This window comes from Burkholderia sp. FL-7-2-10-S1-D7, assembly GCF_001524185.1.
Taxonomy (GTDB): Bacteria; Pseudomonadota; Gammaproteobacteria; order Burkholderiales; family Burkholderiaceae; genus Burkholderia; species Burkholderia diffusa.
In genome coordinates this window covers 1-17912 of sequence record NZ_LOWY01000015.1, presented here as the reverse complement: position 1 = coordinate 17912, position 17912 = coordinate 1, and the positions used below count along the sequence as shown (strand labels likewise).

The following is a 17912-nucleotide window of genomic DNA, read 5'->3' as shown; positions in this document are numbered from 1 at the left end:
TTGCCGGGCTTGTCGCGACATGCCGAATCCACGCAATGCCGCGTCGAAATCATGTCGGCCCGGAATTGCCGTCTCAAGCTACGAGGAGTCTGATCGTGCACCTGCCTGTTCTTTACGCCGTGTCCAATGGCGTTGCTGAAATCGAAATCAATCGGCGCGAGCGCAGGAATGCGCTGGACGACAATACCTACACGATGCTCAGCGAGGCATTCGCTGACGCCGAAAATGATCCGGAAGTTCGAGTTGTTCTCATGCGCGGCCAAAGCGATATGTTTACGGCCGGCAAAGATCTCAAATCCGAATCCGTTCCCCATGAAGGCTATCGTCCGGTCCTGACCTTCATGGATACGGTGAATGCCCTGACGAAGCCCCTGATTGCGGCGGTAGCGGGATCCGCAATGGGCATCGGTACGACGCTGCTGTATCACTGCGATGTCGTCTACGCGGCCTCCAACGCGAAATTCGGCATGCCGTTCACCAAACTCGGTGTGAGTCCCGAATTCGGGTCAAGCCGGCTGGCGCCGCTGACCGCCGGCTACCGTCTGGCCGCCGAAGCGATGTTGTTTGCCGATACGTTCGACGCCGATCATGCGCTGCGCATGGGCCTCGTGAACCGCGTGCTGCCACCCGAAAGGCTGTTCGCCTACGCCCGCGAGCGCGCGGAGACACTAGCGAAGATGCCGGGTGCCTCGGTTGCCAAGACCAAGGCGCTGATCAAGCACGATGCGTTCGCAGGCATGAACGCGCTGTTCCGGTCCGAGCTGTACGAATTCGAAACGCTGCTTGATTCGTCTGAATCGAAGGCGCTTATCGCGCGTTTTGGTAAAAAGCATTGACCTGAGCGGTTTCCTGGAGCCGGGCGCCACAACGTCTCGGAACAGGCGTTCTATCGTTGATGCAACAAGTTCGGCGGCTGGATGTGGCCGACATCCGCGGGCTCACGGATCTGGAATCGGAAAACGAGTGACTCAAGCGCCTGATTGCTGAGCAAATGCTGGTTATCGACGGCCCGTAGGAATTCAGCCAAAAAATGATTCAACGCGGAACTCCGGGGAATGCGGCGCCGATCTTGAGGAAGAGGTACTCCTCGTCGCGAAACCCATAAACCCGACGCTTGATAACCTTGATGCCGGGTTTCGTCGGATGAATCGTCAATATGCCAGAGTCTGGCGCAGGCTCGGTGCCCTGATGCCGTCGCGATATGCACCGATCGCGCTGCTGGTGATCGGCGGGATCGTCGCTTGCGTCGGCGCGCTCATGGGGCCGGAGACGAAGAACGCAGACCTTTGAGTGTCCGGATGCTAACGAACACCGGGATGACCCCGTCGGGTACCGTCGATGAGGCAGACATGAATCTCTACTACGACATGAGACAAACAAGGATCAATGCGGCTCGCGCTGCCAACGACGAAGATGCGGCTGTCTGGCGCTGGTTCTCGTCGCTACTCGAGGAGAGGCGTATTCGCTGGTGCGTCTCGGGCGAAAGCTGGTTCGTCAGCGTCGATAACCGGCATGTCGCGACGGAACACAGCTTCGACAGTGCAATCCGTGTCGCGAAGGACAACTCGGATCGGCCGAGTGCGCAGCGAAACGCCCGACGGATGGCGTGACGGCAACCCGTGCGACCGTTGCCGCGCGGTCGGCCGTCACGCCGCGTTCGTCAGTTCAGTGCACGTCGAGATAATTCGGCATGCGAAGGCTTCTTTGGACGACTTAAAATAAACTGTTTTACTGGCGGGACTGGCAGACCGTCAGCTCCGAGCCATTTATTGAGGTCGTTGACCCCTCCATTCGCTGGTGCAACGGGAGACGGCTCAAGATCTCGCTTGGCGAACTCAGTCCGATTGAATACCGAGTGAGCCTTGGGATGACGACATAAACCAGTCCAAGAATTCCGCCGCACCCCCTGCACGGACATTTGCACAGCCACGAAGTGCAGCGCGCCCGGCAGTTCGATCAGGCGAGTGCGTGCCGGGCCTCACCAAACGACAATTGCTTGCACGTACGCGCGAGCGAGGTTGGACGCCGACCTGGCGGCCTCTGACGCATCTTGTGCGGGAGGGGTTTGAAGCGTTTGCCTTCGACTTAATCGTCAATGGGGCGCACGTCCCCGTAGTGGCCTGGATGCAACGTGCAGGAAAAGATGCCGAACACGTCTCGGTACCCTGTCGCGACCGACGGCCGCTCCCCCTGTTTTAGTAGCTGCGCAGCTCGATTCAGTCCGACGTGTAGTTCCAACTCGACGCATATGTATTCGAAATCGTGCGCTGGATATTCGCACCCCGGTCTCCGGAACAGGAGCAACTCTTCCCGTCGGTTTCCGTTCCGACCACCTTTTACGCGTCTTTCAGCCAGGGCATTTCCACGGGTGACACGACCAGTTGCCGGAATTCGCGTTTCAGATCGAAGATGAACCCGACCAGGATCATGGAGTCGGCGTAAGGAATCGGAAAGACCTGCGGATTCTCCGGAGTCCGCAGGGGGCGCTCGGGCGTGTCCGCTGTCGCCGCGGCATTCTCGCGAACGCTTTCCAGTTCATCCGCCATGGCCAGGCCACCGACTTTCAGCATACGGCTACGCAGGTCGCTGAAGGGTTCGACGCGCGCAGCGTCTTCGTGGTATTCGGGCACTTCGTAAACGAACCAGGTCATTGTCATCTCCTATGAGAAGGGGCGCTATTCTAACGCTGCGCGAGAATCTGCCGAAAATCGGCCACGTTTACAGGGACGATTACGATCCGCTTCCCGCATTGTGGCCTTCTAGCGCTGCTAGTGTGAGCAAAGGAATGTGGTGCCATCACCGCAAGAACTGAACGGCGGGATAGAAAACCGGGGGCTTCAATGTTCGAGACAATCCGCAGAGAAATGAAAGAGTTGGTTGGGCTACTTCGTCCCACGACAGAGTTGGACTGGCAATCGCGCACGGAAAGGTGGAACTGGACGCCGTGTTGCCGGGAGCACTGGCCGCTCATCGTGCAAATACCGCACGCATCGCAGAGCTGACCGATAAGTACGGCATTTGAACAACAAAGCACGATGACAATCTCACTCGATGTGGCAAAGGTGATTTACCGCGAGGAGATTGACCCTCTCGCTAAGGATGCGGAAGGTGCCGCGTGGTGGCACATCGATTGGACGCGCATCAACGACTCGTCCACAGTTGGAGCAAGGCAGATTCGCTATGCAGCGCATGACCTGCGTAGTCAAGCATAGGAAAGAAGGCATGCGCCTTCGCCAAACCATTCGGTTTAGCCGCTTAACCTGTGCAGGTTTCGCTGGGTCATTACAGAAGCCGGCAACTGCTTCGCTCAATGCAGGTCTGGCGGTACGTAGTGAACGCCGAATTGCTCCGCCAGTTGCGCGAGCCGCCGATCGCACGTCCAGAGCTTAGTGCTCGGGGTCAACAGCACCGACGCCAGCAGCGTGCAATCCACCGCACCACATCCGCGCCCATACAGCCGCTCCCGCTCGATCCAGTCCGCTACCTCGCCCGGCGTCGCGAGGCGTGTTTGGCGCAATAGCGCGAGATCTCCCAAGGTTCGGGCCCGCGGTTCGGGCGGCGTCCCGCACGTGAGCTCGAGCATCACTAGTGGATGCGTCAAGACGTAATCGACGCGCAGCAGTTGGATAAGCGCCGGTAGCGGTCGCCGGAAATGCTCGACCCAGACGGAGGTGTCGACCAGAACGCTCATCGGGCAGCCGCCTCCGGGCTGCGACGCGGCACATCCGGCATGTCGGGCGCGCGACCGCCAAGCGCGGCAAGGCGTTGGCCGGCCCGCACACGCACGAACGTTTCTAGTGCGGCCCGAAACAGTTCGGCCGGCGGCATACCCGGCTCGGCGAGTTCGAGTGCGCGCGCATAGAGAGTATCGTCGACGGTGACGGTGGTACGCATGATGGCTCCTTTGATGCCGTTTAGCATCAATTCTAGCATCAATTCACCAGCAGTTCAGTCGTTGATAAATGAATTACTGGTCTGTCTGAAATGGGGCCGTGACGCTGTCGCGAGCGAGAGTCAACTACGGAGACGGCAGCGGCTGTCGAAATTCGTCACGGCGTTGCAGGCGCGCATAGGCAGCGATCCCGGATCTGGATGGTCAACACGCTGCGCGACCATCCGTGCGCGAGCGACTTTTAAGCAACGACTCGCGGCAACAAAGCGTGTGAGTTGCAGTCGTTGCGCCGGCGCCGTATGCGTCGGCCAACACCGGGCTCGAAGGCAGTATTTTCTTGCGACCCCAAAAAGTCGCTAGTACATATTATGTAAAATGTGATCGATATTCGCCCCCCATATCTGGTCAGGTGTCGGGCGATGCTGCGCACCATACCCACGCTTGCCGGACATGCATTATGATGCTGGCCGCGCAGGCGTACCTGCCGCTACTGCGCTGATCATACGATTGAAGTTCTGGAGCGAGCATGCAAGACATCATCGACGGTTTTCTGCGTTTTCAGCGCGATATCTACCCGCAACGTGAGGCGCTTTTCAAGCAACTCGCGACGTCACAAAACCCCAAGGCGCTGTTCGTCACGTGCTCCGACAGCCGAGTCGTACCTGAGCTGCTCACTCAGCGCGAGCCGGGCGAGCTGTTCGTGATCCGCAATGCGGGCAATATCGTGCCGTCCTACGGCCCGGAACCCGGCGGCGTGTCGGCCACCGTGGAATACGCGGTCGCCGTTCTCGGCGTTCGGGATATCGTGATCTGTGGCCACTCCGATTGCGGTGCGATGGGCGCGATTTCGCGCTGCACCTGCCTCGACCATCTGCCGGCCGTCGCGAACTGGCTGCGTCATGCCGATTCCGCGAAAGTCATCAACGCCGCGCATGAATACGACTCGCCGCGCGCGAAGCTCGACGGGCTCGTGCGCGAAAACGTGATCGCGCAGCTTGCGAACCTGCGCACTCACCCGTCCGTTGCGCTTGCGCTCGAGCAAGGACGCCTGAATCTGCACGGCTGGGTCTACGATATCGAGACAGGCGGCATCGATGCGCTGGACGGCACCACCCGACATTTTGTCCCGCTGGCCGAGTCGCCCACGGTGGTCGCGGTGAACTCGCGCAATCGCGGGCAGGTCTAGCCCCCGACCGGTTCGCGCCCGGTATCGGGCGCGAACACAACGCCGTGCCGAACTGAACGGGCACGCGGGCGCCCGCTTGTATCGATCAGCCCCGCGCGCATCTTGCGCCGTCGAGGCAGGCGCCGTTTCGCGTGACGTGCATCGAGCAACGTCACGCGACTTCGGTCCTCGACCAGCGTTTCCCTTTCCTTCGCAACCGTCATCGGCACGGCGCATACGGAACGCGGCGTTGCCCCGCACCTGATGAGGCCGCGCATGCCGGTTGCAGTGCGGTCGCCCTAATGCGCAGTGCGCAGCAGCATCGTCGTGTCGTAACCGAGCGTCCGGACCCGCTCTACAAGCGCCGCGGCCTGTTCAGCGGAGGGCTTCGCGTCGCGCGTCAGGATCCATAGGAACCGACCCGACGGTTCACCGACGATCGACCATGAATAGTCGTCGGCGTGATCGAGCACCCAGTAATCGCCGAGGAAGAAAGGCCCGAAGAACGACACTTTCAGCTTTGCGTTGCCGCTGTCGGCCACGATCTTTGCGCGCCCGTCGGAGGTTCGCGCGGGGCCGTCCGGTCCACCTTCGTGGCAGGTATTGCGCACGCCGATGAGACCGTCTTCCCGCTTCGCATATTCGGCCGTCACGCCGGCGCAGCCGCGCTCGAACCGGTTCTCGTAGCGCGCGAACTCGTACCATTTGCCGACGTAGCGATCGAGATCGACGGATCTCGCGGGCTGCGGAACGTGCGCATTGCCGCTCGGCCCGCCGGCCAGGCCTGCGCATCCCGCGAGCAGGAGTGCTGCGCCCGCAACGATCAGACTCGCCGTCCGCAGCGGTCTACCAAGGGTACTTCGCTTCATTCAATGGCTCTCCAGGCACGAAACCCGGCCATTGTGCACCCAACCAACGGTGGGCTGCAGCATCCGCCGAATGTCGCGGCTGCCTGCATCCCCGTGCGTGCGTCGCTCGTATCTGGTTGAGGATCTCACAACGCGCGTCGCCCGGCACACCGTGCAGCGGGTCGGCCGCAGATCGTTCAATCAAGATGCGTTCGACAGTGCTATATTTTGCTCGACATTCACACCGTGGCGATCCGCGCCACCCACTTCGCATGAGTGACACGCCGAACGGTGCCAGAGGTTTCGACCAGTCAGCCCCTTCGCGCGATGCCGATGCGGATGTCGCGCGCCGCGAACATCTGAATCGGGTGATGCTTCAGGCAGCAGCCGGCGATCAGGCGGCTTTCGCGGAGTTGTACCGGCTGACCGCGTCGCGCGTGTTCGGGACGATCGTGCGCATGCTTCACGATCACGGGGAAGCCGAGGATCTCCTCCAGGAGGTCTACACGACCGCGTGGCGACGCATCGACGCGTTCGACCCGGCGCGCGGCGGCGCGATGACGTGGCTGATCACGCTGGCGCGCAACAGGACGATCGACCGTTTGCGGCAGCATCGCGACGCGCAGCTCGACGACGATCAGGTGCTGGAGCTTCCCGACGAGGATCCGACGCCCGCCGCGCTGGCGGAGGCGACGCAGGAGCGCCAGCGCCTCGAGCGCTGCCTGGCGCAACTCGATCCGCAGCAAGGCCGCGCGGTGCGCGAGGCCTTCTTCAGCGGTGCGACCTACAGTGAGCTGGCAGCGCGGTTGCGCGTGCCGCTCGGAACCATGAAGAGCTGGATCCGGCGCAGCCTGATGCAGCTGAAGGTGTGCCTGGAGCAATGAATACGCCGGCCGATCACGATTCCGAATTGCGCTGCGCAGAATACGCCCTCGGCGTGCTCGACGCAGACGCACGCCGCGAGCTGGAGCAGGCCGCCGCTCGCGATCCGGCGTTGCAAGCCACGCTCGATCGCTGGCAGCGCCGCCTCGCCCCGCTCGCGGACGACATCACGCCCGTCGACCCGCCCGCGCGAATCTGGACGAGGATCCAGCACGACCTGGGCTTCATCCCGCCGCCGCGCGCACGCGGGGCCGCGCCAGCCGGCGGATGGTGGAACAGCCTGCCACTGTGGCGCTGGGTCGGCATTGGCGCGAGCGCGGCGGCGCTGGGGCTGCTCACGGTCAATGTGATCCGGGTGGGCGAAGCACCGCCGCGCCCCGCTGCCGTCGACAGCAGCTACATGGCGGCCACGCTCGCACAAGCGGATGGCGTTGCACGGTGGACCGCCACGGTCGACTTGCGGCGTGCCCGGATGGTCGTGGTGCCCGCGAACACGCCACCGGTCGCCGCGGATCGCTCGACGGAGCTCTGGCTGATCCCGCCGAATGCGAAGCCGATCTCGCTCGGCGTATTCGCGTCGAACGCACCGGCGTCGATGACGCTGCCGCAAGCGATCGTCGCGCAACTCGGTGCACGCGCGGTGCTCGCCGTGTCGCTCGAGCCTCGCGGCGGCTCGCCGAGCGGCCAACCCACCGGGCCTGTGCTCGCCACCGGCGCGATGCACATCGCTTGACGCGCGCAACGCGCGCTCAACGCGTCAAGGGCGGCAGCGTGCCGCCCGTTGCTTTCACGCTCGACGGGATCGCGCCGCATCGCGTCGCATCCGGTTGCATCCGTTCGGTCTCCGGCTCCGTATAAGGGGATATCGCGTCCCCGGAGCCCGTATGCCCGCCGTCGCCGTTGCCCTCCTCGCCTTCGTCGGACTGATCGTGTCCTTCACGGCAGTGTGGATTACCCAATTGCATTCCCGGAACGCCGGGATGATCGACCCGGTGTGGGCCGCGACGCTCGGCTGCGTCGCCATATTCGTCGCCGCGCTGGCTACCGGATCGGAATTGAATCGTGCGCTCGTAGCCGCCGGCGGCGGCATCTGGGGGCTGCGACTCGCGTGGCACCTGTGGCGGCGCAATCGCGGGCAGCCGGAGGACCCGCGCTATCGACAGTTCCGCCTGCAGTGGGGCGACGCCGCGCCGCGCAACATGTTCTGGCTGTTCCAGTTGCAAGCGCTGATCTCCATGTTGCTGTCGGTCGCGTTCTTCATCCCCTCATACAGTGCGGAAGCCCCGTCCCGGTTCGCGATTGCAGCGGCGGTCGCGATCTGGATCGCCGCCGTCGCCGGAGAGACTGCCGCCGACCGGCAACTCAAGCGGTTCCTCGCGAATCCCGACCACGGCGGCCAGGTCTGTCGCGTCGGCTGGTGGCGCTATTCGCGGCACCCCAACTACTTTTTCGAGTGCGTGCACTGGCTCGCCTATACCGCCCTGGCGATCGGAATGCCGTGGGGCTGGCTGACGCTGATGCCGCCCATCCTGATGGCATGGCTGCTGCTCAAGGTATCCGGCTTGCCGCTGCTCGAAGCGCGTCTGGTGCAAACCCGGCCGGGCTACCGCGAGTACATGCGCACGACCAGCGCCATCGTTCCGTGGCCGCCGAGGCCGGCGCCCAGCCCTTCCCCCACTCGACCCGATCACCCTGAAGACCGGAGCACGCGATCATGACCGCTACCACCTCGCAACCGTCGCCGGCCTCGATGGCTGCACCCAACGACGCCTGGCTGATTCGCTACTGCGAGCGCGGCTGGCTGCCGGACCGGCTGATCCGGGCCGGAATGCGCGCGCTCATGCGGCAACGCCTGCGCGCCGAGCACGCGCATGACGGCGAACGGCGCGCAGCGGCCCTCGACGCACTGGTGCACGAGCTGGGCGCGAGCCCGATCGCAATCGAGACGCACGCGGCGAACACGCAGCATTACGAGGTGCCCGGCAGCTTCTTCGAGGCCCATCTCGGCCCACGGCTGAAATATTCGTGCGGCTACTACCCGCGTGGCAACGAAACGCTGGCGCAGGCAGAGGAGGCAATGCTTGCGTTGTACGCGCAGCGCGCCGAGCTGGCGGACGGCCAGCGCATTCTCGACCTCGGATGCGGCTGGGGTTCGCTGTCGCTATGGCTCGCCGAGCGGTATCCAGCGGCACAGATCGTCGGCCTGTCGAATTCGCACGGTCAACGCCACTTCATCGAGCAACGCGCGGCGCAGCGCGGGCTGACGAATTTGCGAATCGTGACCGGCAACGTGGTGGAGTTCGACTTCGATCCCGCGGACGCCGGTTTCGACCGCGTGCTCTCGATCGAGATGTTCGAGCATATGAAGAACTACGGGCAACTGCTCGCGAAAATCGCGCGCTGGATGGACGACGACGGCAAGCTCTTCGTGCACATCTTCGCGCACAAGCTGCTCGCCTATCACTTCGCGGTGCGCGACGACACCGACTGGATGTCGCGCCATTTCTTCACGGGCGGGACGATGCCGTCGGCCGATCTGCTGCTGCGGTTCCAGGACGACGTGCGCATCGCCCGCCAATGGTGGCTCGACGGCACTCACTACGCCCACACGGCCAATCAGTGGCTCGCGTCGCTCGACGCGGCGCGCCACCGGGTCATGCCGATCTTCGAAACGGTCTACGGCGCCGACGCCCGCATCTGGTTCCAGCGCTGGCGGATGTTCTACATGGCGGTCGCCGAGCTGTTCGGCTATGCCGACGGGCAGGAATGGGGCGTCGCCCACTACCTGTTCGACAAGCGCCGGGGGCGTGCATGAGGGCCGCCCCGTCGCACCGGGTTCTCCGCCGCGTCGCCGTCGCGTTGGTGACGGTGCTCGCAATCGGGGCCGCCGGCTGTTCGGGCAGCCCGCCGAACCCGAATCCGCGCGCCGCCGTTCCGCTGTCGACCGTGCCCGTCGACTTGCCGCGCTACATGGGCCGCTGGTACGTGATCGCCAACATCCCGTATTTCGCGGAACGCGACTTCGTCGGCAGCCGGGCCGAGTGGAGCCTGCGCGAAGACGGCCGGATCGACGACGCGTTCGTCGGCCGCAAAGGCGGCTTCGACCAGCCCGAGAAGCGCTATCGGTTCGTCGACTCCGTCAAGCCCGGCAGCGGCGGTGGCGAATGGCGCGTGCGGCTGTTCTGGCCGGTGTATGTCACGCAACTGACGCTCTACGTCGACCCCGACTACCGGTACACGATCCTCGGCTACCCGGGCAAGACACTCGGCTGGATCTTCTCGCGCGAGCCGACGATGGACGAGGCCACCTATCGCTCGCTGCTCGCCCGGCTCGATGCGATGGGTTACGACACGTCGCGCTTCAGGCGGGTGCCGCAAACACCGGACCAGATCGGCAAGCCGGGCTTCGCGTCGCCCGGCGATCGCGAATGACGGCAGCGCGTGCATCCGCAGCGTGCCGTGGCTCGTATAACCGCACATGTCATTTCCGAACCTGCTCTTGTGATTGACGGAGACCATTCGCGATGCACACGGAACTTTCAATGTCGCTGCCTGGCCGGCGGATCGCCGTCGTCGGCGCCGGCATCGCGGGCCTTGCCAGCGCGTACCTGCTGGCTCGCCGTCACCGTGTGACGCTGTTCGAGGCCGCCGACTATCTCGGCGGTCACACGCACACGGTCGACGTCGACCTCGACGGCGCACGCCACCCCGTCGACACGGGATTCCTCGTGTTCAACGACCGGACCTATCCGAACCTGATCGCGCTGTTCGAAGAACTGGGCGTGACCGCCCATTCGACCGACATGTCGTTCTCGGTTTCGGTCGACGGCGGCCGTCTCGAATGGGCCGGCAGCAACCTGAACACGGTGTTCGCGCAACGCCGCAACCTGTTCTCGCCAACTTTTCTCGGGATGTTGCGCGACATCCTGCGCTTCAACGCGTCCGCGCACGATCACCTCGAATCGGCGAGCCGGGAGCGTCTATCGGTCGGTGAACTGCTCACGGCCGGCCGCTACGGCGCATCGTTCCAGCATCACTACCTGCTGCCGATGGCCGCCGCGATCTGGTCGAGCGCGGCCAACGACATCCTGCGGTTTCCGGCGGCGACGTTCCTGCGCTTCTGCCTCAATCACGCGCTGTTGCAGGTCAACAACCGGCCGACCTGGCGCACCGTCGCGGGCGGCGCGCGGCAGTACGTCGAGCGCATCGCCGCGACGCTCGACGACGTGCGCGTGAATACGCCGGTCCGCGCGATACGGCGCGACGACGCGGGCGTGACGGTGGCGACCGACACGGCCGGTCACGAGCGTTTCGACGCAGTCGTGCTCGCGTGCCATGCGCCGACCAGCCTGCGGCTGCTCGCGGATGCCAGCGTCGCCGAGCGTGAGGTGCTGGGCGCCGTGCGCTATCAGCACAACGTCGCGGTGCTGCATACCGATACGGCGTTGCTGCCGCGCCGCCGGCGCGTGTGGTCGGCGTGGAACTACCTGAGCGGCCGGCCGGGGCGCAGCGGTGGCGAGTCGCCCGTGTGCGTGAGCTACCTGCTCAACCAGTTGCAGCCGCTGCCGTTCCGCTCGCCGGTCGTCGTCACGTTGAATCCGGTCGATGAGCCCGCTCCCGGCACGCAGCTCGGCCGATACGATTACGAGCACCCACTGCTCGACCTCGCGGCCGTGGATGCGCAGCATCGTCTGCCGATGCTGCAAGGGCGGCGCAATACGTGGTTTGCGGGCGCGTGGACGGGCTACGGGTTCCATGAGGATGGACTGAAATCGGCGTTGCGCGTCGTCCGCAACTTCGGCATCGCGCCGTCCTGGGCTCGCCCATGAGCGCGCCCTTTGCCCGCGACGGCACGGCCGCCCGGCTTCTCGTCGGCAACGTGATGCATGAACGGCTGCGGCCCGTGCGCCATGCGTTCACGTATCCGGTCTTCCAGGTCTGCTGCGACGTCGAACGGCTGGACGAAATCGATGGCAACTGGTTCGGTATCGATCGCTGGCGCCCGCTCGGACTCGCGTTGCGTGACTACGGCCCGCGCGACGGCCGCGCGCTCGGCCCGTGGATGCGCGATCTCCTCGCGCAAACCGGCATACCCGCCGACGGCCCGATCTGGCTGCAGACGATTCCGCGCATCTTCGGCTACGCATTCAACCCGGTGAGCTTCTGGTACTGCTACGACCGCGCGGGCCGGCTTCGTGCGCTGTACGCCGATGTGCGCAACACGTTCGGTGCGCACCACGGCTACCTGATGAGTGCGATGCACCACGCGCCGATCGACGCCGACACCGTGCTCGTCTGCCGCAAAACGTTTCATGTCTCGCCGTTTTGCGACGTCGTCGGGGATTACGCGTTTCGCGTGCGTCAGCGCGGCGATCATCTGAACGTGGCGATCGACTATCGCGACGACGACGGTCTGCTGCTGCGCACGGCAATCGGCATGCGGTCCGCGCCGCTGACGGCGGCACGCGCGTGGCGCGCGCTGGCGCGGCAGCCGCTGAACGCCATCAACGTCGTCATTCGCATTCATTGGCAAGCGCTGCGGCTGTGGCTCGCGCGCGTGCCGTTCTACGGCAAGACGCCACCCGGGCGTTCTGCCGCTGCCGATTCGCCATTGTCCCGTTCGCCGGGCGCGTCGCCACGCGGCCGCTCGGCGATGTCCGATCACGAGGCTCGTCCATGACCTTGCTGCGCCTGCTGTCCCCCGCATCGCAACCGGCGATGCCGCTCTCGGCCCGGTTGTTCATCGCGCTGCTACGACAAATCCGAGACGGTCACCTGACGCTTGTCACGCCCGAAGGCGCGCAGCATGTGTTCGGCGATCCGCACTGCCAGCCGGCCGCGACGCTGCAGGTCCGCGACTGGCGCGCGTGCCGTGCGATCCTGCGCGCGGGCGACATCGGATTCGCGGAAGCGTATCGTGCCGGCTGGATCGACACGCCCGAGCTCGTCGCGCTGCTGCGCCTCGCGATCCGCAACCAGCCGGTGATCGCAAAGACGGTGACCGGCGGCCGCCTGGCACGCGTCTGGTACGCGCTGCGTCACCGGCTGAGGATGAATACGCGGGCCGGCAGCCGCCGCAACATCCACGCGCATTACGATCTCGGCAACGACTTCTACGGGTTGTGGCTCGACGACACGTGGACGTATTCGAGCGCATGCTTCGACGGCGACGCGCAGCGTTCGCTCGCCGACGCGCAAACGGCGAAGTATCAGCGCATCGTCGATTCGCTCGGCCTGCGCGCAGGCATGCGCGTGCTCGAGATCGGCTGCGGCTGGGGCGGCTTCGCCATGCATGCCGCACGGCAAGGCATACGCGTGCATGGCGTCACCATCTCGCAGGCGCAATACACACTGGCCCGCGAGCGCATCGCGCGCGCCGGGCTGTCCGATCTGGTCACGCTCGAATTGCGCGACTATCGCGACGTCGACGGCCAATACGATGCGATCGTGTCGATCGAGATGTTCGAGGCCGTGGGCGAAACGTTCTGGCCGGTGTATTTCGACACGCTCAGGCAGCGCCTGAAGCCGGGGGCCCGCGCACTGATTCAATCGATCACGATCGTCGAGTCGCAATTCGACGCGTACCGCACGTCGAGCGACTTCATTCGCGAATTCATCTTTCCCGGCGGGATGCTGCCGAGCCCGGAGCGCTTCGTCGATGCCGCGCGGCGGGCCGGCCTGGCCGCCGAACCGGTGCTCGCGTTCGGCGACGACTACGCACGCACGCTGCGCACCTGGCGGGCCACGTTCGAGGCACGCATCGACTCGGTGCGCGCGCAACGGTTCGACGAGACGTTCATTCGCACCTGGCGCCTGTATCTCGCCTATTGCGAAGCGGGATTTGCCGAGCGGCGGACCGACGTGATGCATTTCATTGTGTCGTCGGGCGGCTGACATGAGGCGCCGGCTTGCGATGCTCGCCACGGCCGCGGCGCTGGCTGCACCGCTATACGCGGGCGCGAGTTGCGTCGACGATATCGCATCGGCGCGACTGATCGGATCCGGCCGGTTCTGCATACTGGGCATCTGTCTGTACGACGCTCAGCTTTGGGCTTCCCGGTCTCCCGGCGCGTTCGACACGCCGTTTGCGTTGTCGCTGGCCTACCGTCACGACGTGAAAGGCGAGCGGCTCGTCTCGACGGGCATGGACGAGATCGAGCGCCTCGCACCCGCGCCGTTGCCGGCTGCGACGCTCGATGCATGGCGCCGCGATATCGAGCGAGCGTTCACCGACGTATCGCGCGGCGACGTGCTTTGCGGCGTGTATTTTCCCGAGCGCGGCGCACGCTTCTACACCAACGGCCGACTCACGGCCGATGTGACCGACCCGGCGTTCGCGCGCGCGTTCTTCGCGATCTGGCTCGACCCGCGCACGCGGGCAAAATCGTTGCGCCGTCAGTTGCTGGGTGACGATGCGCACTGATTCGACGGTTCGCGGCGGTGACCGGTGCATCGTATCGATGCCGACAGCAGCGATCGACGGGACAGTTCGCCAGTGACCCTTCTCGACGCGTGATTCGCGATGGCCAACAAAACGCACTTGCCTGACAAGATATGCGAGACCTGCGGCTTGCCTTTCAGCTGGAGAAAGAAATGGAAGGCGGTTTGGGGCGAAGTCCGATATTGCTCGGAGCGTTGCCGCAGGAATCGGCGGTCGCCCTCCGGCATGAAGACGAACGCTTCACGGCGCTGAACTCGCATTGATGAGCCGATCGCGAGCAGCGCGCGGGCCCGGGTAGCGCTTCGAGCGCGCCGAGGCGGAATGCTCGCCCTGCTTCGGTTCACCGGGATCGATCGGCACCGGCGCGCGCAGGCGCGCTCGTCAGCGCGGCCCCTCTACCCTTCCCCAACGGCCCTCTGGTTTGGAGCATGCACGGTCGCCTCCAGGCGATTCACTCCACCCCGCATCAGCTTGTATGACGCTTGCGTGAAAGCGCGGTCATGTTCGCTTGCGCGAACGGCCGCGGAACGGATTCCGACGCGTTGACTCACAAAAGTGAGACAAGATGGATGCGTGCATCGAATTCGCACACTTCCAGGCGCACATTGTGGCCAGTCCAGGTAGCATGTCACCGCCAGTACGTTGACGTCGAAAGGCGTTTCGCGTGCATTATTTCTATGCAACTCCCTCTTGTATTGGGCGTTAGTGCACTGATAACACCATTTTATTACCCTGACTGGACGCTTGACGCAAAAAATTCCGGGACAAATTATTGTGTGAGTCGAGTTTCTGCTTCACTTTCCCGAAAATTTGCATACAATCCAGCTGTGACGCATAAATCGACCGAGGGAGGCCCCGTGCCAACACGCAATCACGACATCAATCCGCGCCGGTTCCAGGCCTGTCCGGCTTCATTGATGGCGCGCGTGGCCGTCGCCACGGCACGCAGCCCGTCACACCAGCCCGGTGAGGCGCCCGGCCGGCCAGTTGCATCGCGTTTGCGGGTCGCCGCGCAGCAACGCGGCCAACGCTGTCGGCGCCGCTTGCCGCAGGTGACAGACTGGTGTTCAAGCGCCGGTCTGAACGGCGCGCTGCCCGAACGGCGATCGCACACCATCGCGGCTCACGCGTGCCCGACGCTGCTCGTCACGGGCGGCCTGACTGCATCCGACGAAACGGTCGAGCGAGTCGGCCTGCACGTCAGCGAGCGTGTCGAATCGGTGTCGCGGGCGCTGCGTCAACCCGGCCTCGATGTCGACGCCCTGATCGCCGAGGTCTCGTCGTTGCACGTGGATCTGGCGAATCAGTTCGTGTCGCTGGCGCAGGCGCGCCGTGTCCGCGCCGCCGCGATCGTCTATGAGCACGGCAGCGCGCAAGCCGTCAGGGTGGTTCGCCTCGCAGGCTTCCACCTGTTTCGCTCGGTCGGCGGCTGCATCGACGAGGCGCTCGTGCTGGCGAAGCTGCAACAATCCGTCGCCCTCACGTTCGCGGCGAAGCCGGCGGACAACGACCCGATATTGCGGTTCCGCCGGGAGGTCGACGGCTTGGCCCCGGCAACGCCGATGGGTCCGTCGTGCGCGATCAGAGCCGGATCTCCGGTGACGCTGCCGGGTCGCCATGCGCGCACGCGCGCGCGCAGGTGAGCGTCACCCGGTGGATGCGTCGTCGAAATGGCGGCAGCGTCCACACGGTTTTTACCCATGGAACTCAAGTCAATCATCGCATCGCATCAGTCGTGATCCATCGCAGCACCACCTAACCTCGAGAAACGAACCGAAATGGGAAATCTGATCGACGCTCCCGAGCACACCTTGACTGCGATCGACGAGGGCATTCCTCTGTCGCACATCATTCGTCGTCGGCTTGAGAACGCGGGCGCGCGCTTCCATGCAAACGACAACATCGCCGCGCACCTGCGCGACGGCGAGCTGGACGCGTTGCAAAACGAAGTCGCGCAGGGAATGGAAGCGGTGCTGCGCTCGCTCGTGATCGACGTCGACAACGACCACAACACCCGCGAAACCGCGCGGCGCGTCGCGAAGATGTTCATCCGTGAAGTGTTCGCAGGCCGCTACGACGCAGCGCCGTCCGTCACCGAGTTCCCGAATGTCGAGCGGCTGGACGAGTTGCTGATCGTCGGGCCGCTGCGCGTGCGCAGCGCCTGCTCGCATCATCTTTGCCCGATCATGGGCCGCATCTGGATCGGCGTGCTGCCCAGCGCCACGTCGAATCTGATCGGTCTGTCGAAGTATGGAAGGCTGGTGAACTGGGTCATGACGCGCCCGCAGATCCAGGAAGAAGCGGTCAAGCAGATTGCCGACCTCCTCGAATCGCGCATCTCGCCTGACGGGCTTGCCGTCGTGCTCGAGGCCGAGCACTTCTGCATGCATTGGCGCGGCACCAAGGACGACCAGGCAAAAATGACCAACAGCGTGATGCGCGGAAAATTTCTCGCGGACGCGTCGCTTCGCCGCGAGTTTCTCGCGTTGTTGTCTGGAAAGAATGCGTAAAGCGCGCGGCAGGCATTCGCGACGAATGCGCCGGCGCAGTGCTTGGTCATGATCCGCGTCCGCTCGTCCCCGCGGGCGCGCAACAGCAGGAAGCTCAAAGCCATGCGGAGTTCCCGATGAACTGGTCGCACGATTCACTCCGCCCGTCCGCCGGCCAGGGTCGATCGACGAAGCTGCAGTCAGGCAGGCAGCAGCGCCGGGGCGCGTCCCGAGGGAGGTCACGCCCGGGCGGCAGAACCGAACTCACGGCCGATGCGGTCGTTCAGCCCGACGAAACCTCCGACGCGCATGCAGAACTCGACCAATTGCTGTCGCGCGTCGCCGCCGGCGACGAGCACGCATTCGCGCAGCTGTATCGATTGACGGCGGCGCGGCTGTACGGTGCCATCGTCCGGATGATCCGCGACCGCCACGAAGCGGAAGACCTGCTTCAGGACGTGTTCACGACGGCGTGGCGTCGTGCCGATTCATTTGACGCCAGACGCGGCACGGCGATGACATGGCTGATGACGCTCGCGCGCAATCGGACCATCGACCGGATCAGGCAGCACCGCGAGGTGCCGCTCGACGACGAGCTGGCGCTGTCGATCCCCGACGAAAGCCCGACGCCCGATCTCGGCGCGCAGGCGAGCCAAGAGCGCCTGCGTCTGGAGCGCGGGCTCGCGCATCTGGGCGAGCGCCAGGCGTATGTGCTGCGGGAGGCGTTTCACAGCGGCGCATCGTATGCGGAGCTGGCCGAGCGCATGCAGGTGCCGCTCGGCACGATGAAGAGCTGGATTCGCCGCAGCCTGATGCGACTCAAAATCTATCTCGAGCAATGAGCGGGTGAGTCACATCGCGGTTCGATCATGCTGACCGCATTGCGCAACGTGCGGATAAAGAACGATCGTCGATCGAACGCCAACATGCGCCCGGCAATCGTGGCGTAGATGCGCGCATCAAACCCACCCGAGCCGAGGGTGCCCATCGACACCCCCGCTCTTTCACGCGTGCCGAGATCTCATAGCGTACGCCGAACCATCAGTTCCTTGATCTTGCCGATCGCCTTCGTCGGGTTCAGGCCCTTCGGGCAAACGTCGACGCAGTTCATGATCGTGTGGCAACGGAACAGACGGTACGGGTCTTCCAGGTTGTCGAGACGCTCGCCGGTGGCCGTGTCGCGGCTGTCCGCGAT

General features: G+C 64.5%; 20 protein-coding genes and 2 pseudogenes. 17 read left to right on the top strand and 5 right to left on the bottom strand.

Annotated features, from left to right (window positions below; all coding sequences use genetic code 11):
• Nucleotides 1-95: 95 nt before the first annotated feature.
• The 3 genes and pseudogenes from WS75_RS06795 to WS75_RS33340 form a co-directional block, all read left to right on the top strand.
• Nucleotides 96-836 carry an enoyl-CoA hydratase/isomerase family protein gene (locus WS75_RS06795; RefSeq protein WP_179948883.1) on the top strand — a complete coding sequence of 247 codons (741 nt, stop codon included), beginning with the start codon at nucleotides 96-98 and terminating at the stop codon, nucleotides 834-836.
• Nucleotides 837-1349: 513 nt separating this feature from the next.
• The gene (locus WS75_RS06790) at nucleotides 1350-1610 is read left to right on the top strand and encodes a hypothetical protein (RefSeq protein ID WP_059679959.1); all 261 of its coding nucleotides are present in this window, start codon (nucleotides 1350-1352) and stop codon (nucleotides 1608-1610) included.
• 69 nt (nucleotides 1611-1679) lie between these two features.
• A pseudogene (locus WS75_RS33340) lies at nucleotides 1680-1879 on the top strand (IS3 family transposase); the annotation flags it as partial.
• A gap of 457 nt (nucleotides 1880-2336) precedes the next feature.
• On the opposite strand, the gene WS75_RS06785 reads toward WS75_RS33340, so the two are convergent.
• The 3 genes from WS75_RS06785 to WS75_RS06775 form a co-directional block, all read right to left on the bottom strand.
• Nucleotides 2337-2651 (bottom strand): hypothetical protein, encoded by a 315-nt coding sequence (locus tag WS75_RS06785; protein ID WP_059679958.1) that lies wholly within the window; start codon nucleotides 2649-2651, stop codon nucleotides 2337-2339.
• A 656-nt stretch (nucleotides 2652-3307) separates the two neighbouring features.
• Nucleotides 3308-3691, bottom strand: coding sequence for a type II toxin-antitoxin system VapC family toxin (locus WS75_RS06780; RefSeq protein ID WP_059679783.1), 384 nt, complete (start codon nucleotides 3689-3691; stop codon nucleotides 3308-3310).
• Nucleotides 3688-3894: a type II toxin-antitoxin system VapB family antitoxin gene (locus tag WS75_RS06775; protein WP_059679957.1), complete on the bottom strand. Its 207-nt coding sequence runs from the start codon at nucleotides 3892-3894 to the stop codon at nucleotides 3688-3690. Before WS75_RS06775 ends, WS75_RS06780 begins: the two co-directional genes overlap by 4 nt.
• Before the next feature lie 524 nt (nucleotides 3895-4418).
• Between WS75_RS06775 and WS75_RS06770 the strand changes: the two genes are divergently transcribed.
• Nucleotides 4419-5078 carry a carbonic anhydrase gene (locus WS75_RS06770; RefSeq protein WP_034203524.1) on the top strand — a complete coding sequence of 220 codons (660 nt, stop codon included), beginning with the start codon at nucleotides 4419-4421 and terminating at the stop codon, nucleotides 5076-5078.
• A 278-nt stretch (nucleotides 5079-5356) separates the two neighbouring features.
• Here WS75_RS06770 and WS75_RS06765 read toward each other — a convergent pair whose 3' ends face one another.
• Nucleotides 5357-5926 (bottom strand): lipocalin family protein, encoded by a 570-nt coding sequence (locus WS75_RS06765; RefSeq protein ID WP_059679781.1) that lies wholly within the window; start codon nucleotides 5924-5926, stop codon nucleotides 5357-5359.
• A gap of 251 nt (nucleotides 5927-6177) precedes the next feature.
• Here WS75_RS06765 and WS75_RS06760 point away from each other — a divergent pair, with 251 nt between their 5' ends.
• The 13 genes from WS75_RS06760 (at nucleotide 6178) to WS75_RS06705 (ending at nucleotide 17559) form a co-directional block, all read left to right on the top strand.
• The gene (locus tag WS75_RS06760; protein WP_059679780.1) at nucleotides 6178-6789 is read left to right on the top strand and encodes a sigma-70 family RNA polymerase sigma factor; all 612 of its coding nucleotides are present in this window, start codon (nucleotides 6178-6180) and stop codon (nucleotides 6787-6789) included.
• Nucleotides 6786-7520 carry an anti-sigma factor gene (locus tag WS75_RS06755; protein WP_059679778.1) on the top strand — a complete coding sequence of 245 codons (735 nt, stop codon included), beginning with the start codon at nucleotides 6786-6788 and terminating at the stop codon, nucleotides 7518-7520. Before WS75_RS06760 ends, WS75_RS06755 begins: the two co-directional genes overlap by 4 nt.
• 151 nt (nucleotides 7521-7671) lie before the next feature.
• Nucleotides 7672-8505, top strand: a complete 834-nt coding sequence (locus WS75_RS06750; RefSeq protein ID WP_059679776.1) for a DUF1295 domain-containing protein — start codon at nucleotides 7672-7674, stop codon at nucleotides 8503-8505.
• Nucleotides 8502-9602 (top strand): SAM-dependent methyltransferase, encoded by a 1101-nt coding sequence (locus tag WS75_RS06745; RefSeq protein WP_059679775.1) that lies wholly within the window; start codon nucleotides 8502-8504, stop codon nucleotides 9600-9602. The genes WS75_RS06750 and WS75_RS06745 overlap by 4 nt, the downstream gene beginning before the upstream one ends.
• Nucleotides 9599-10219, top strand: coding sequence for a lipocalin family protein (locus tag WS75_RS06740; RefSeq protein ID WP_082729518.1), 621 nt, complete (start codon nucleotides 9599-9601; stop codon nucleotides 10217-10219). The genes WS75_RS06745 and WS75_RS06740 overlap by 4 nt, the downstream gene beginning before the upstream one ends.
• A 110-nt stretch (nucleotides 10220-10329) precedes the next feature.
• Nucleotides 10330-11616, top strand: coding sequence for an NAD(P)/FAD-dependent oxidoreductase (locus tag WS75_RS06735; protein WP_373558498.1), 1287 nt, complete (start codon nucleotides 10330-10332; stop codon nucleotides 11614-11616).
• On the top strand, nucleotides 11613-12467 hold the full coding sequence (locus WS75_RS06730; RefSeq protein WP_059679771.1) for a DUF1365 domain-containing protein: 855 nt from the start codon (nucleotides 11613-11615) through the stop codon (nucleotides 12465-12467). Before WS75_RS06735 ends, WS75_RS06730 begins: the two co-directional genes overlap by 4 nt.
• Nucleotides 12464-13681, top strand: a complete 1218-nt coding sequence (locus WS75_RS06725; protein WP_059679769.1) for an SAM-dependent methyltransferase — start codon at nucleotides 12464-12466, stop codon at nucleotides 13679-13681. Before WS75_RS06730 ends, WS75_RS06725 begins: the two co-directional genes overlap by 4 nt.
• Before the next feature lies 1 nt (nucleotide 13682).
• Nucleotides 13683-14210 (top strand): chalcone isomerase family protein, encoded by a 528-nt coding sequence (locus WS75_RS06720; RefSeq protein WP_059679767.1) that lies wholly within the window; start codon nucleotides 13683-13685, stop codon nucleotides 14208-14210.
• A 99-nt stretch (nucleotides 14211-14309) separates the two neighbouring features.
• Entirely contained in the window at nucleotides 14310-14480 is a 171-nt protein-coding gene (locus WS75_RS31595; protein ID WP_082729517.1) for a DUF2256 domain-containing protein, read from the top strand.
• Between the two features lie 605 nt (nucleotides 14481-15085).
• Nucleotides 15086-15871, top strand: coding sequence for a hypothetical protein (locus WS75_RS06715; protein WP_059679765.1), 786 nt, complete (start codon nucleotides 15086-15088; stop codon nucleotides 15869-15871).
• Nucleotides 15872-16006: 135 nt separating this feature from the next.
• Complete coding sequence (gene folE, locus WS75_RS06710) at nucleotides 16007-16738, top strand: GTP cyclohydrolase I (protein ID WP_059608020.1); 732 nt, start codon at nucleotides 16007-16009, stop codon at nucleotides 16736-16738.
• Nucleotides 16739-16854: 116 nt separating this feature from the next.
• Nucleotides 16855-17559, top strand: coding sequence for a sigma-70 family RNA polymerase sigma factor (locus tag WS75_RS06705; RefSeq protein WP_059679764.1), 705 nt, complete (start codon nucleotides 16855-16857; stop codon nucleotides 17557-17559).
• A gap of 179 nt (nucleotides 17560-17738) precedes the next feature.
• Here the strand turns inward: WS75_RS06705 and sdhB are convergent.
• Nucleotides 17739-17912: pseudogene (gene sdhB / locus WS75_RS06700) on the bottom strand (succinate dehydrogenase iron-sulfur subunit); the annotation flags it as partial.

Excerpts from the sequence above, each read along its gene's own strand:
- WS75_RS06740 (WP_082729518.1), top strand. The coding sequence starts at position 9,599 with ATGAGGGCCGCCCCGTCGCACCGGGTTCTCCGCCGCGTCGCCGTCGCG.
- folE (WP_059608020.1), top strand. The coding sequence starts at position 16,007 with ATGGGAAATCTGATCGACGCTCCCGAGCACACCTTGACTGCGATCGAC.
- WS75_RS06720 (WP_059679767.1), top strand. The coding sequence starts at position 13,683 with ATGAGGCGCCGGCTTGCGATGCTCGCCACGGCCGCGGCGCTGGCTGCA.
- WS75_RS06790 (WP_059679959.1), top strand. The coding sequence starts at position 1,350 with ATGAATCTCTACTACGACATGAGACAAACAAGGATCAATGCGGCTCGC.
- WS75_RS06750 (WP_059679776.1), top strand. The coding sequence starts at position 7,672 with ATGCCCGCCGTCGCCGTTGCCCTCCTCGCCTTCGTCGGACTGATCGTG.
- WS75_RS06760 (WP_059679780.1), top strand. The coding sequence starts at position 6,178 with ATGAGTGACACGCCGAACGGTGCCAGAGGTTTCGACCAGTCAGCCCCT.
- WS75_RS06785 (WP_059679958.1), bottom strand. The coding sequence starts at position 2,651 with ATGACCTGGTTCGTTTACGAAGTGCCCGAATACCACGAAGACGCTGCG.
- WS75_RS06780 (WP_059679783.1), bottom strand. The coding sequence starts at position 3,691 with ATGAGCGTTCTGGTCGACACCTCCGTCTGGGTCGAGCATTTCCGGCGA.
- WS75_RS06755 (WP_059679778.1), top strand. The coding sequence starts at position 6,786 with ATGAATACGCCGGCCGATCACGATTCCGAATTGCGCTGCGCAGAATAC.
- WS75_RS06705 (WP_059679764.1), top strand. The coding sequence starts at position 16,855 with ATGAACTGGTCGCACGATTCACTCCGCCCGTCCGCCGGCCAGGGTCGA.
- WS75_RS06730 (WP_059679771.1), top strand. The coding sequence starts at position 11,613 with ATGAGCGCGCCCTTTGCCCGCGACGGCACGGCCGCCCGGCTTCTCGTC.
- WS75_RS06765 (WP_059679781.1), bottom strand. The coding sequence starts at position 5,926 with ATGAAGCGAAGTACCCTTGGTAGACCGCTGCGGACGGCGAGTCTGATC.
- WS75_RS06745 (WP_059679775.1), top strand. The coding sequence starts at position 8,502 with ATGACCGCTACCACCTCGCAACCGTCGCCGGCCTCGATGGCTGCACCC.
- WS75_RS06770 (WP_034203524.1), top strand. The coding sequence starts at position 4,419 with ATGCAAGACATCATCGACGGTTTTCTGCGTTTTCAGCGCGATATCTAC.
- WS75_RS06735 (WP_373558498.1), top strand. The coding sequence starts at position 10,330 with ATGTCGCTGCCTGGCCGGCGGATCGCCGTCGTCGGCGCCGGCATCGCG.
- WS75_RS06775 (WP_059679957.1), bottom strand. The coding sequence starts at position 3,894 with ATGCGTACCACCGTCACCGTCGACGATACTCTCTATGCGCGCGCACTC.
- WS75_RS06725 (WP_059679769.1), top strand. The coding sequence starts at position 12,464 with ATGACCTTGCTGCGCCTGCTGTCCCCCGCATCGCAACCGGCGATGCCG.
- WS75_RS31595 (WP_082729517.1), top strand. The coding sequence starts at position 14,310 with ATGGCCAACAAAACGCACTTGCCTGACAAGATATGCGAGACCTGCGGC.